11 protein-coding genes are annotated in these 13,189 nt (G+C 73.3%); 3 read left to right on the top strand and 8 right to left on the bottom strand.

The window, feature by feature from the left end; translation table 11 throughout:
• Positions 1–761, top strand: a 761-nt coding sequence (locus HG542_RS23210; protein WP_171084521.1) for an alpha/beta hydrolase, incomplete at its 5' end; no start/stop codon positions are given.
• A gap of 27 nt (positions 762–788) precedes the next feature.
• On the opposite strand, the gene HG542_RS23205 is transcribed toward HG542_RS23210, so the two are convergent.
• Together HG542_RS23205 and HG542_RS23200 are read right to left on the bottom strand one after the other, a co-directional pair.
• Positions 789–1,925: a site-2 protease family protein gene (locus HG542_RS23205; RefSeq protein WP_171084519.1), complete on the bottom strand. Its 1,137-nt coding sequence runs from the start codon at positions 1,923–1,925 to the stop codon at positions 789–791.
• Between the two features lie 78 nt (positions 1,926–2,003).
• Positions 2,004–2,897 carry a universal stress protein gene (locus tag HG542_RS23200; protein WP_171084517.1) on the bottom strand — a complete coding sequence of 298 codons (894 nt, stop codon included), beginning with the start codon at positions 2,895–2,897 and terminating at the stop codon, positions 2,004–2,006.
• Positions 2,898–3,060: 163 nt separating this feature from the next.
• Between HG542_RS23200 and HG542_RS23195 the strand changes: the two genes are divergently transcribed.
• Positions 3,061–4,530, top strand: coding sequence for an alkaline phosphatase family protein (locus HG542_RS23195; RefSeq protein ID WP_171084515.1), 1,470 nt, complete (start codon positions 3,061–3,063; stop codon positions 4,528–4,530).
• 6 nt (positions 4,531–4,536) lie between these two features.
• On the opposite strand, the gene HG542_RS23190 is transcribed toward HG542_RS23195, so the two are convergent.
• From HG542_RS23190 to HG542_RS23175, 4 genes are read right to left on the bottom strand one after another with little or no spacing between them, the layout of a single operon-like run.
• Positions 4,537–4,941 carry a carboxymuconolactone decarboxylase family protein gene (locus HG542_RS23190; protein WP_171084513.1) on the bottom strand — a complete coding sequence of 135 codons (405 nt, stop codon included), beginning with the start codon at positions 4,939–4,941 and terminating at the stop codon, positions 4,537–4,539.
• A 48-nt stretch (positions 4,942–4,989) separates the two neighbouring features.
• Complete coding sequence (locus HG542_RS23185) at positions 4,990–6,996, bottom strand: FAD/NAD(P)-binding protein (protein WP_171084511.1); 2,007 nt, start codon at positions 6,994–6,996, stop codon at positions 4,990–4,992.
• A 50-nt stretch (positions 6,997–7,046) separates the two neighbouring features.
• The gene (locus tag HG542_RS23180) at positions 7,047–8,102 is read right to left on the bottom strand and encodes an NAD(P)H-dependent flavin oxidoreductase (protein ID WP_171084509.1); all 1,056 of its coding nucleotides are present in this window, start codon (positions 8,100–8,102) and stop codon (positions 7,047–7,049) included.
• A 56-nt stretch (positions 8,103–8,158) separates the two neighbouring features.
• On the bottom strand, positions 8,159–9,256 hold the full coding sequence (locus HG542_RS23175; RefSeq protein WP_368857187.1) for a YbfB/YjiJ family MFS transporter: 1,098 nt from the start codon (positions 9,254–9,256) through the stop codon (positions 8,159–8,161).
• Between the two features lie 187 nt (positions 9,257–9,443).
• Between HG542_RS23175 and HG542_RS23170 the strand changes: the two genes are divergently transcribed.
• Positions 9,444–10,364 carry a LysR family transcriptional regulator gene (locus tag HG542_RS23170; protein WP_306665331.1) on the top strand — a complete coding sequence of 307 codons (921 nt, stop codon included), beginning with the start codon at positions 9,444–9,446 and terminating at the stop codon, positions 10,362–10,364.
• Here the strand turns inward: HG542_RS23170 and HG542_RS23165 are convergent, their stop codons facing one another.
• Together HG542_RS23165 and HG542_RS23160 are read right to left on the bottom strand one after the other, a co-directional pair.
• On the bottom strand, positions 10,365–12,647 hold the full coding sequence (locus tag HG542_RS23165; protein WP_171084505.1) for an ATP-binding SpoIIE family protein phosphatase: 2,283 nt from the start codon (positions 12,645–12,647) through the stop codon (positions 10,365–10,367).
• 126 nt (positions 12,648–12,773) lie between these two features.
• The gene (locus tag HG542_RS23160; protein WP_171084503.1) at positions 12,774–13,175 is read right to left on the bottom strand and encodes a DUF5997 family protein; all 402 of its coding nucleotides are present in this window, start codon (positions 13,173–13,175) and stop codon (positions 12,774–12,776) included.
• Positions 13,176–13,189: the final 14 nt, after the last annotated feature.

Here is a 13,189-nt window from a genome sequence, read left to right as displayed (position 1 = left end):
TCTGGGCGCCCAAGGAGTACACGGAGGACCCGAAGTTCAGGGAGAGCGGCTTCCCCGTGATGATCGCCCTGCCCGGCGGCCCCGGCAACGACAGCAACTACTGGGCGCTCGGCGAGTTCGGCAAGGACAAGCTCTCGCTCGAGAAGAGCATTTCGAAGTGGTACCAGGAGGGCAAGAGCAAGCCGTTCCTGCTGGCCATGCCGATCCTCAACCCGGGACCGGACGACAAGGGCATCTACTGGGACGCCAGTGACATCCCCGGCCAGCAGAAGATGGGCACCTGGCTGACCGAGGACGTCCCGGACCTGATGAAGGCCAACTTCCGCACGATCAAGTCCCGCGACGGCTGGGCCTACATGGGCTCCTCCACCGGCGGCTTCGCGAGCCTGAAGTCGGTGCTCAAGCACCCGGACAAGTTCAAGGCCGCCGTCGCCAACGGCCCCGACATCGTGCCCGACTCCCCGCTGTGGAAGGGCCACGAGAAGGAGAAGCAGGAGAACAATCCCGAGGTGCTGGCCAAGCAGCTGGCGGCCACGAAGGGACCGGATGTCTACATCGCCTTCCAGTACGGCACGAAGGAGAACAAGACGATGATCAAGGGCGTCAAGGACTTCATGAGCACGTACGGGAAGGGCCCCGTCCACACCAAGCTGTGGGAGATACCGGGCGGTACGCACAACGGTGCCACCTACCTCTCCAACATGGAGGCCCCCGTCCAGTGGATCAGCGAGCAGCTGGAGGGGCCGACGCCCTCCTCCTGACCCCTCTGCCGACCTCGTCGCCGGCTGTCAGATCCGCAGGCCACCGCCCGGATCCGGCAGCCGGCGACGGGCCATCCGCATCACGTCCTCACCGGTGACGGTCCCCACCAGGCGCCCTTCCTCCATGACGAGGATCATCAGCTGCGCGGCCGGGGCCACCCGGCCCAGCACCTCCGTCAGCTCGTCCTGCGGGGCGGCGACCGTGCACTGCGCCAGCGGAACGGCCAGGTCGCGGACGCGCAGCTCCGACCGCCGCGAGGCGGGGACGAGCAGGAGCCGGTTCCGCTCGACGACGCCGCTCGGGCGCCCGTCGAAGTCGACAACGGGAACGGCAGGGCGCTGCGTCCCCGCCATGACCGTCGCGAGGAAGTCCTCCACGGTGCGCCAGTCCGGGCCCGTGACCGGGGGCGCCGTCATGGCGTCGGCGACCCGCACGTCCTCAAGGGCCGCGAGGATCACGGCCTGCCGCATCTCCGCCGTGGCCGAGACCGCCACGAAGCCGCCCACGAGCATGAGCCACAGGCCCGAGCCCAGACCCCGGGTGAGGGCGATCCAGCCCGCCGCGATCATCAGGAAGCCGGCCACCTGACCGCTCCGCCCGGCGACCCGCTGCGCCCGCGGCCGGTCCCCGCTCCGCCACCACACGGCCGACAGCAGGACCCGCCCGCCGTCGAGCGGTGCGGCCGGCACCAGGTTGAACAGCCCCAGCAGCAGATTCGCCCCGCCTGCCCAGACCAGCACCGCCGAGACCAGCGTCCAGTGCAGGAGGTGCCCGGCCCCGTAGCCGCCCGCCAGGGCCAGCCCGCCCAGCACCAGACTGGTCGCCGGCCCGGCCGCCGCCACCAGGAACTGGGTGCGCGGGGTCGCGGCCTGCCCCAGACGGGTGACCCCGCCCAGCCCCCAGACCGTGATGTCCACGACCCGGATCCCCGCCCGGCGCGCGGTCACCGCGTGCGCCGCCTCGTGCAGCAGCAGGCTCACCGTCAGCAGGACCGCCCCCGCCAGCCCGGCCGTGTCGTAGACCGCGGCGGAACGTCCCGGCACCCACTGCGGCAAGGTCCCGCCGGCCAGCCCGAAGCCGAGGAAGAGGATCAGCACGGGCGCGCTCCAGTGGACCCGCAGCGGTATGCCGAGGAGCTTGCCCAGTGGTACGGAACCGCCCATGTGCCTGGCCCCCTCGCCCTGACCTCCGGCTTCCATCATCCGCCCGCATCCCCGCCCGGCACAGGGGAGACGGAGGCCCTACGAGGAGCGCGCACCGTCGTGCGGGACGGCGACGACCGGGCACCGCGCATGATGGAGGACGCCCTGGCTCACCGACCCCAGCAGCATCCCGGTGAAGCCGCCGTGCCCCCGTGTCCCCACCACCAGGCCCAGGGCCTGCTCCGACGCCCCGGCCAGCGCCTCCACCGGATGCCCGCGGACGACGGCGAGCTCCAGCCCGACGTCCGGCCGGGCCGCGGCCTGCTCCGCCGTCGCGTCGGCGAGGATCCTCCGGCCCTCCTGCTCGGCGGCCTGCTCGTCCATGACCCCGGTCTCCTCGGGCCGCCACCAGGCGTACACCGCCCGCAGCGCGGCCCCGTGCAGCGCGGCCTCCTCGAAGGCGAAGGCGACGGCCGCCGCCGACTCCGGGCTGCCGTCCACTCCCACCACGAAGTACGGCGGCGCCGCGACGGCGTGCTCCCGCTCCGGGACGACGACGACCGGGCAGGGGCTGTGCGCGATGACGGGCAGGGCGACGGACGCCGCGGAGAACACCTCCTGCACCCGGCTCAGATGCGAGGAGCCCAGCACGACGAGGAGCGCGTCCCGCGCCTGCTCGCGCAGCACCCAGGCGGGATCGCCCTCCGCGAGCAGCCCTGCCACCTCCGCCCCGGGCCGCCGCGACTCGGCGAAGGCCACCGCCTCCCCGAGCACCCGGTCCCCGGCCTCGTGCAGCGCCCCGTTCCACTGCTCCCACGACGGCAGTACGTCCGTCTTCCGGTACCCGCCGGTGGGGGTCCCCTGGGCATGCACGAGCAGCAGCGGCGCGCCGCGGCGGGCCGCCTCGTCGACGGCCCAGGCCGGGGCCGCCCGCCGGCCGGCGTCCGGGGCGACACCGGCCACGATCGCGCGGGGTTCCCGCACTCCTGCCATCGCCGCCTCCCGGAGGATCCTCGCGTGCCCCGCCTCCCAGGCTGCCGCCGTCCGCAGCCGTGCACCACTCGGCCGGAGCCGGACCGCCGCCGGAACCCTTGACCGGGGTGCGGGCGCGGCCCATGGTGGTTGCGGCGCCAGGGCCGGCAGGACGGAGTACGGCATGGACGCGGTCCCGGCACACGGCATCACCCGGCGCAGACTCCTCGGAGCCGCAGCAGGCATGCCGCTGCTGCCCGGCTCCCTGCGCAAGGCCCTCGCGGCGCCCGTACGGCCGCTGCGCTCGCTCGACCAGATCGAGCACGTCGTCTTCCTGATGCAGGAGAACCGGTCGTTCGACCACTACTTCGGCACGCTCCAGGGCGTGTGCGGATTCGACGACCCGGACGCCGTCACCCTGCCCACCGGCCGCTCGGTCCTCCACCAGCCCGACCCGGAGAATCCCGACGGCTACCTGCTGCCGTTCCACGACGACACCCGGACCACCAGCGCCGCGAAGGCCTACGGCACCAGCCACTCCTGGCCGTCGCAGCACCGGTCCTGGAACCACGGCCGGATGGACAACTGGGTGCCCACCCACCGCGCCGCGGACGGCCCGGTCAAGGGCCCGTTCACCATGGGTTATCACACCCGCGACGACCTGCCGTTCCACTACGCGCTCGCGGACGCCTTCACCGTCTGCGACCACTACTTCTGCTCGGTCCTCGGCCCCACGCACCCCAACCGGGTGATGGCCATCAGCGGCACGATCGACCCCGCCGGGCGGCTCGGCGGACCGGTCGTCGACAACACCCCGACCGGCTTCCGGTGGACCACCTACCCGGAACGCCTGCAGGCCGCCGGGATCAGCTGGCGCTACTGCACCGCCTACCCGCCGGACACCGACCTCGGCTGGTTCAAGGCCTTCCAGGACGCCCGGCCCGGCGACGATCTCTACGAGAACGCGATGGTGCCCTACGCGCCGTCCGATGTCGCGGACATGATCCGCAGGGACGAACTGCCCTCGGTCACCTGGCTGGACGCGCAGTACCTCCCCTCGGTCTACGGCCTCCCCGAGGCGTCCGAGGAACCGCCCAACTTCCCCGCGGCGGGCGCCGAGTACATCTACACCGTCCTCGACGCCCTGGGTTCGCGCCCCGAGGTGTGGGCGAAGACCGTCTTCTTCATCAGCTACGACGAGAACGACGGCCGCTTCGACCACGTGCCCCCGCCCGTCCCGCCCGAGGGGACGCCGGGGGAGTGGGTCACCGCCTCCCCGCTGCCGGCCGGCGCGGCGGGGATCGCCGGGCCGGTGGGGCCGGGCTTCCGGGTGCCCGCTCTCGTCATCTCGCCGTGGAGCCGCGGCGGTTGGGTGTGCAGCGAGGTCTTCGACCACACCTCCACGCTGAAGTTCCTGGAACGCCGGTTCGGCGTGCACGAGCCCAACATCAGCGCCTGGCGCCGCAGAACCATGGGAGACCTGACGTCGGCGCTGCGCCTGCACGACTGCGACCGGTCCTTCCCCGGACTGCCCGACCCCGCACCGCTCCTCGCCCTGGAAGAGCAGGAGGCGGCCACCCTTCCGCCGCCCGCCGTGCCGACGGTGCAGACGGTCCCGCACCAGGAGCCCGGCAGCCGCCCCCACACCCCCTGACGGCGGTCAATTCCCTTCAGCGCAAGCCTCGTTCTCCTCCTCGAAGCGGGCGACCTCTTGACGGATCAGCTTCATCGTGTCGATGCCGGCCGGGGCACCCGCGTAGACCGCGCACTGGAGGGCGACCTCGGCCAGTTCCTCCGGCGTGCAGCCGTTGCGGAGTGCGCCGCCGATGTGGAGCTTCAGCTCGGCGGGGCGGTTGAGACCGGTGAGCAGGGCCACGAGCAGCAGGCTCCGGGTGCGCCGGTCGAGGCCCTCGCGGGACCAGGTGAAGCCCCAGGAGTACTCGGTGACGAGCTCCAGCAGCGGCTTGGCCGGATCCCAGTCGCGCAGCATGGTGTTGACGTACTCGTCTCCGAGCACCTCGCGGCGGATCTTGTCACCTTCTGCGTGACGTTCGGACGGGTGCATGAGGACCTTTCGGGTGGGACGGCGTACAGGTGGTGAAGTGACAGGCTGTCAGGCGGCCTGCGCGGCGAGGGAGCCGGAGTCCTCGTCCGGGCGGGCCGGGCCGTCCTCGGCGGCGTCGAGGCCGAGGAGGACCCGGGCGATCGCGTCCGCGTCACCGAGGATCACCGAGTCGACGCCGGGCCGGATGCCCGCGGCGGTCGCCCAGTGCACGCCCTCGGTGGGGACGCCGAACGCGTGCAGGCCCCGGTGCGGCCGGCCGGACCGGTCGATGACCCGGTACGGGGTGCCCGTTACCTCCAGCGCACCGGTGTGGTGTTCCTCGTCGGCCTTGGTGAGGGCGTGCCGGCGGGCGATGCCCTCGTCGACGAGCCGGCCCACCAGGGGGTCGTCGGCTCCGGCGATGCCGGCCGAGGGCAGCCGGGCCTCGATGAGGACCGTGGCCTCCCGGCGGCTGCCGGGCACCAGCGGCGACCGCGCCGTGAACCGGCCTGAGCCGTCGGCCAGGACCTCGGCCCCGACCTCGACGTCCGGCCCGAGGACGTCGAGGACACCGGCCTCGACGAGGGCGATCATCTCCTCGATGCGGCTGGCCGGCGGGCCGATGGAGACGAAGCCGTTGAGCGGCGTGTAGAAGCCGGAGACGTGGTCGCGGTAGGAGTCCGCGGCCACCCGGCCGTGGTCGATGACCTGGCGGACCTCGTTGCGCAGGTCGCGCATGGCGTCGAGGGCGGCCTTCACGGGGTTGTCGAGGTTGCCGCCCCGGCTGTTGTCCAGGTCCTCGCGGAGGTGGCCGAGCAGCCAGGCGGTGAACGCGGCGTGGTCCTCGAACCGTTCGCCCTGCCAGGGCCTGCCGATACGCTCCCACGACCAGCGGTCGCCGGCGCCGATGCCGTACCGGGCGAGCACCCCCTCCAGCTCCGTCTCGCCGGGCCACTCGGCCAGTTCGGCCGCGAGCGTCTCCGCCTCCGCGGCACGGCCCCGCTGCCGCAGCAGCGTGGTGTAGTGGACGAGCTCGACCTCGCGCGTCACCAGCGGCCACACGTCCGCCATGAAGTCCAGCCCGCCGGTGCTGTCCGCACGGTGCTGGAGCCGGGCGATGACCTCGGGGGTGAGGTACCGGGGCTCGTGCCGCCCGCTGACGCCCTTCTGGTTGGCGCCGCGCGCGTGGTACGGGATGCCGCGCCGCGAACTCGCGTACATGCGGGGCTCGTTGCCGGACGGCACGTACACCAGCCGCCCGTCCCGGCGCTCGAAGCGGCCGCCGCGGCCCTCGGTGAGCAGGCTCAGGTAGTCGAAGAAGTTCAGTCCGAGCCCGCGCAGGATCACCTCGTCGCCGGGCCCGATGCCCCGGTGGACGTCTACGTCCGCGGGGTTGGCCGGCGGGATGTACCGCAGCCCGTGCTCGGCGGCGAAGAGCAGCATCAGCCGCTCCTTGTTGCGCAGGGCGCCCGGCAGATGGCCGAGGGCCAGCACCGTGCGGTCCGCGACGATCGGCTCCGGCTCGTCGATGAGGTCGATCTGGTAGCGCTCACCGGCCAGCGGGGTGACCGCGGTGACCCGCGAGACGTGCTGCCGGACCGTCACCCCGGCCGGGGCGCCCGCCACCGCACGCTCGAAGACCCGCTGCAGGTAATGGCCGTACAGTGCACGACTGGGATAGTCGTCGGGGCCCAACGAGCGGGCCTGCTCGGCGAGTTCCGGGCCGAACCGCTCGTCCAGCGTGTCCTGCGGCAGCTCCCGCACCCACTCGTACAGGCTCGGGCCGGGCACGATCGGCCCGCGGCAGCTCACGCTGGGGTCGGTGTACATCGTCACCTGGGAGGCGACGGTGTTCATCAGCAGGTGCCGGGACTGCGTCGGTCTCCATACGTTCCCGGAGCCCGGTGCGTGCGAATCGATGGCGTGGACGAGCACGGTGCGCCCGGGGTTCGCCCGGGCGTTCTCCATGACGCGTTCCAGGACGGATAATCCGCGCGGGCCGAGGCCCACGATGGCGATCGTGACGTCGGGGATGCCGGGGGAGGTGCTGCGGGCGGGGGTGTGGCTGGCGGGCATGCTGGCCTTCTCCATGAGCGGGGTGGGGGCGGTCGGGGGACGTTGCGCGATCACGCCGTCATGACGGACAGAGCGGCACGGGTCTCCTCCCAGAGGGTGCGGGTGATCTCGGCGGCCGGTGCGCAGCGCGCCAGGCGGTAGCGCGCACCGGCCCACAGGTGGAGCCGCTCGGCGTCACCGGCTTCGGCGGCGGCCGAGCGCAGGCTGCGGGTCAGGTGGTGGACGTGCGGGTAGGCGCCGGGCGCGGTGCTGTCGTGCGCGTCGATGAAGCGGTTGCGCAGGCCCCGGGCCGGGCGCCCTGAGAAGGCCCGGGTGACGGCCGTCGTCGTGAAACGGGCGTCGGCGAGGGCGTCCTTGTGCGTCTGCGAGGCCCCGGACTCGTGCGCGCGCAGGTAGAGGGTGCCCAGCTGGGCGGCGCAGGCGCCGCCGCGGAGCACGGCGGCGACGTCCTCGCCGGAGCCCAGCCCGCCCGCGGCCACCAGCGGCAGCCGCACCCGCTCGCGTACCGCGGCGAGCAGCTCCGGCAGTGGCACGGTCCCCGGTTCGGCCGTGATGTCGTGCGTGGACCGGTGCCCGCCCGCCTCCGGCCCCTGGACGCACAGCGCGTCCACGCCGGTGGCCTGTGCGGCCTCGGCCTCGGCGACGGTGGTGACGGTCGCGACGAGCAGGCTGCCCGCGCGGTGCAGCGCCTCCGCCTCCGCGGCGGAGGGCAGGCCGAACGCGAAGGAGACGACGGGCACGGGGTCGTGCAGCAGCGCCTCGATCTTCGCCTCCCACGCGTCGTCGTCCTCGGCCGGCGGGACGGGCAGCGTGATGCCGAACCGCTCGGCCTCGGCCCGCAGTTCGTCCCGGTAGGCGCCGACCGCCGCGGCCGCCGCGGGGTCCACCGCGCCCGGCACGAAGACGTTGACGCCGAACGGCCGCGAGGTCAGCTCGCGGGTGCGCGCGACCTGCTGCCGCATCCCGTCCGCCGTGCGGTATCCGGCGGCCAGGAACCCCAGGGCGCCGGTGCTGTTGACCGCGGCGACCAGCTCGGGGGTGGACGCGCCGCCCGCCATGGGCGCCTGGACGATCGGGACGGACAGCTGGTCGAGGTGGAACGGCATGGGGAAGTCTCCCGGGAATCAAGGTTGGTGACGGTGCATCAGAAGAGAGGAGTCGGTCAGGCGTGGGCCGGGTCCGCCGCGCGTCGCATGAGCGGTGCGGCGCACAGGGCGGCGGCCAGCAGCACTCCGCCGCTGATGGCCAGGGCCGGGCGGTAGCCGTGGGAGAGGACCGGCTGGACGACCAGCGGCCCCGCCACCTGCCCCAGCCCGTACCCGGCGGTGAGCAGCGCGACCGTGCGCGGCGTCCCCAGGGCGGTACCGGTGACGAGCGAGAGCTGGGTGATGGCCATGAACGTGCCGCCGAAGCCGACGGCCGAGACGACGGCCGCGCCCGTGCCGCCGAGGACCGAGGGCAGCGCCACCGCCATCGCCTGGACCAGCAGGGCGACGGTGAGCAGCAGGGGGCGCGGGATACGCAGGCTCAGCGCCATCCACAGCACGCACGAGGGGAAGGCGGCCAGGCCCACGATCACCCAGGCGCCGGTGCCCAGCCAGGAGGGCGACCCGTCGGCGGACAGGGCGGCCACCAGGAAAGTGGCGGCGACGATGTAGCCGACGCCCTCCAGGAAGTAGCTGACGGCGAGCCAGGCGAGGGGTCCGCGGGCGGGCCGCTGCGGGGGTGCGGTCCGCGCGGCGGCGGGGGCGGCCTCCTCGGCGGGGGCGCGGGCGATGAACAGGGCGGTCACGGCGGAGAGGGCCGCGGCCACCCACCACGCCTGCCGCCAGGTGCCGGACTGGTGGATCAGCAGGACGGCCAGGCCGGTGACGGCGATGCCCAGCCCGACGCCCCCGTACACCCAGCCGATCAGCCGGGGCCGGTGGCGCAGCCCGGCCTGGGCGCTGCGCGCGGTGCTGACGAAGACGAGGGCGCTGGCGGCCCCGGCGAGAAAGCGCAGCGCCACCCACAGGGGCAGGGCCGTGGTGAGCGGCATGGCGGCCAGCGTGGCCACCAGCACCGCCAGACAGACGGGCAGGACGGCACGGGAGCGGATCAGCGGCGGAATGAATCCCGCGGCAAGTGCGCCGAGCAGATAACCGAGATAGTTGGCTGTGGCAATCGATGCGCCGTCCGATGCCGTCACATGCGTCTGGTGTTCCATCATCGGAAGGATGGGAGTGAACACGAACCGTCCCACTCCCATGGCGACTGCCATCGCCAGGGCGCCCTGCAGGACGACTCTGCGTTCCGTTATCCGTAATTTCCGCTGCGCCGGCTGCGATGCATCGTCCTGCCTGCGCTGTCGTGTCTTTTTCGTTGTTCCGTCGGTCCGGCCGGACTGGTCCACCAACACGTGGCCAACACCCCCGTCGTCAAAGGCGCCTACGGGAATTGAGTGAAGCATGCGAACAATCCAGGCGGAAATGCCTTCCCCGGCGCATCTATGCTCTGGACGTATGGATGTCGAACTCAGGCACTTACGTGCATTTCTGGCTGTCGCCCGGCACCTTTCCTTCAGCCGGGCCGCAAGTGAACTCCGGATGACCCAGCCCTCGTTGTCCCGCTCCGTCCAGCGGCTGGAGGCGGCACTGGGCACCCGGCTCGTCCACCGCACCTCGCGCAACGTCACCCTCACCCCGGCCGGCCAGTACGCGCAGGAACGGCTCGGACGCCAGCTTCCCGCGCTCGACAGCACGCTCAACGGCATCCGTGACAGCGGCACGATCCGGCTCGGCTTCGCGTGGCTGCTGCCCGACCCGTGGACGCAACGGGCCGTCGTCCGCTTCGAGAACGCCACCCGCGGCACCGTCGAGCCGGTGCGCCACGACGACCCCGCAGCGGCTGTCGACCTGGGCGAGGTCGACGTCGCCGTGATCCGCGGCGCCCCGCCGGGCGGGAACGCGACAGCCGTGCCCTTCCTCCGGGAACGCCGCGTCGCCGCCGTCTCCACCTCCTCCCCGCTCGCCGCGCGCGACCGCCTGGGCTGGGACGAGTTCCGCAACTGGCCGCTCGTGGTGAACACGGTCAGCGGCTCCACCACCCCGGCGGACTGGGCGGACGGCCAGGCTCCCGACGACGTGGTCCCCTGCGGCAACTTCGACGAGTGGCTCGAACTCGTCGCCGCCGGACGGGGGGTGGGGGTCGTGCCCGACAGTGCCGTGCGCCGCAGCCCGCACTCGTGGATCCGTTTCCTGCCGATCGACGATGCGCCCCCGATCCCCGTCCGCATCGTCTACTCGCCCGGCAGCCGTCATCCGCTCCTGCGCGCGTTCGTCGAGGCGGCGATGGCGGAACGGCCGTGCCGCGCGCCGGGAACGGGGTGATCAGGCGCTGCCGGGGCCGGTGTCGGGAAGCGCCTGCTCGCTCCAGATGATCTTGCCGGTGGCGGTGTAGCGGGTGCCCCAGCGGTCGGCGAGCTGGGCGACGAGGAACAGCCCGCGCCCGCCCTCGTCCGTGGTCGCCGCGTACCGCAGGTGGGGGGCGGTGCTGCTGGCGTCCGAGACCTCGCAGACGAGACTGCTGCCGCCGCGCAGCATGCGCAGCCGGATCGGGGCGGCGGCGTAGCGGACGGCATTGGTGATCAGTTCGCTGAGGATCAGTTCGGTGGTGAACGACAGCTCGTCCAGCCCCCATTCGGCCAGCGTGCGCACGGCGGCGTTGCGCACCTGTGCCACGGCGGCGGGATCGGCGGGCACGTCCCATGCGGCGATCCGGCCGGGCTCCAGCAGCCGGGTGCGTGCCACGAGCAGAGCGACGTCGTCGCGGGGCCGTTCGGGGGCGAGGGCGTGGAGCACCGCGTCGCAGGTCTCCTGCGGGGTGCGCCCGGCGCGGGAGGCGAGGGTGTCGCCCAGGGCGCGCATGCCGCCGGAGAGGTCGTGGTCGGCGCCCCGGACGAGTCCGTCGGTGTAGAGCACCAGCCGGCTGCTCTCGGGCAGGTCGAGCTCGGCCGCCTCGAACGGCAGGCCGCCCACGCCCAGCGGCGGGCCGACGGGGACGTCGGGGAACTCGACGCGGCCGTCCGGGCGGAGGACGGCCGGCGGCGGATGCCCGGCGCGGGCCAGGGTGCAGCGGCCGCACGTCGGGTCGTAGACGGCGTACAGACAGGTGGCCCCGGTGACCGGCGTGCCCCCGTCGGCCTGCGTGCCCTCGTCGATGCGGGTCACCAACTCGTCCAGGTGGGCCAGCAGTTCCTCCGGCGGCACGTCGAGCGCGGAGAAGTTGTGCACGGCCGTGCGCAGCCGCCCCATCGTGGCCGCGGCGTGCAGCCCGCGCCCCACGACGTCGCCCACCACCAGGGCCACGCGCAGGCCGGGCAGCGGAATGACGTCGAACCAGTCCCCGCCCACGCCGCCCAGCGCGGGCAGATAGCCGGAGGCGACCTCGACGCCGCCGTGCTCGGGCAGCACACCAGGCAGCAGACTGCGCTGCAGGGTGACGGCCATCGTGTGCTCGCGGGTGTAGCGGCGGGCGTTGTCGATGCTCACCGCCGCCCGGGAACACAGCTCACCGGCGGCCGACAGGTCGTCGTGGGCGAAGGGCTGCGCCGTGCGCGACCGCAGGAAGGAGACCACGCCCAGCGTGGTGCCGCGGGCGGCGAGCGGGGCCGCGATCAGCGGTCCGTCCGCCTGCGGCGAGGACAGCAGACAGGCCTGTCCCTCGCGCAGCGCCCGGCTCTGCGGCGTGGACGGGGCGAACGCGACGGTCTCCCCCTCGGAGGCCGGTGAACGGCCGTCGTCGATGCCGCCCCTGGCCGCGCGCAGCAGGCGCACGTCGTCCGCCGGATCCGGCTCCCCGCCGTGGACGACCGCTTCGGCCAGGTCGACGGTGACCGTGTCGGCGAACGCGGGCACCGCGACGTGCGCCAGCTCCTGCGCGGTGCGCCGGACGTCCAGGGTGGTCCCGACGGCGGTGCTGGCGTCGTACAGCAGCTTCAGGTGCTCGTACATGCGCCCCAGCTCGGCCGTCCCCAGCCCGTGGGTCTGGCGCCGCAGCCGTCGGCTGATCAGTGCGTTCCCGGCCACGGCCACCGCCAGCGCGACGGCGGCGGCACCGAAGAGGAACGGGAGCCTGCGGCTGACGTGGCCGCTGAGGCCGTGGACCGCCTCCCCGGCGCAGACGAGACCGGCCACGGTGTTGCCCGGGCCGGTCACCGGGACCACGGCCTGCACCACCGGCCCGCGCGGCGAGTCGATCTTCTCGGTGAAGGAGCGCCCCTCCAGGGCGGGGGCGATGGTGCCGATGAACTTCTTGCCGATGAGCCCCGGGTCGGGGGCGGTGTAGCGGATCCCGTCGGTGTTCATCACGATGAGGAAGTCGACGTCCGACCGCTTGCGGGCCGTCTCGGCCCGCGGCTGCAGCACCGCCGTCGGGTCCGCCGAGTGCAACGCGGCGACGATTCCCGGGGAGTTGGCGAACCCCTCGGCCACGGACAGGGACCGGTCGCGGGCCTCGTGCAGGGCGTCGTCCCGTGCGATATAGACCCACTCCACGGCCACGGCGGCGACCAGGAGCAGCACCACCGCGGCCTGGAGGACGAACACCTGGGTCGCGACGCTCCACGCGCGCGGCATCCAGCGGCGCGGCCGTCGGCCGGGACCCCCGCTCATGCCGGCGCCTGCGGACGGTACCGGTGCCGGTGCGCATACCAGGACATGCCTGCATATCTACACTTTCCTGGCCCCGGTCGTGCACGTGGCACGCCTGCCGCCGCCCGCGAGGCGGCGGTCACCGCTTCAGGAACGCGCTCCCGGCTGCCCGCCCTGCTGCGTGTGCTTCTCCTTGATGCGCTCCGCTTCCTTGCGCACCTCGGCCTGGGTGGCGCGCTCCTTCTGCAGCCACTCGGGGGACTCCGCCTTCAGCGCCTCGATCTGCTCGGTGGTGAGCGCCTCGGTGATCCCGCCGCGGGCGAGACCCGAGATGGAGACACCGAGCTTGGCCGCGACGACCGGGCGCGGGTGCGGGCCGTTGCGCCGCAGCTCCCGCAGCCACTCCGGCGGGTCCGCCTGCAGCGCGTTCAGCTCGTCGCGCGAGACGACGCCCTCCCGGAACTCCGCAGGGGTGGCTTCGAGGTACACACCCAGCTTCTTGGCCGCGGTAGCGGGCTTCATGGTCTGGGCGTTCTGGTGCGACGTCATGGGACCAAGGATAT

Source organism: Streptomyces morookaense, assembly GCF_013030945.1.
GTDB classification, from domain to species: Bacteria; Actinomycetota; Actinomycetes; order Streptomycetales; family Streptomycetaceae; genus Streptomyces; species Streptomyces morookaensis.
Note: the sequence above shows the minus strand (reverse complement) of the source record. Positions and strands in the feature narration are given on the sequence as shown.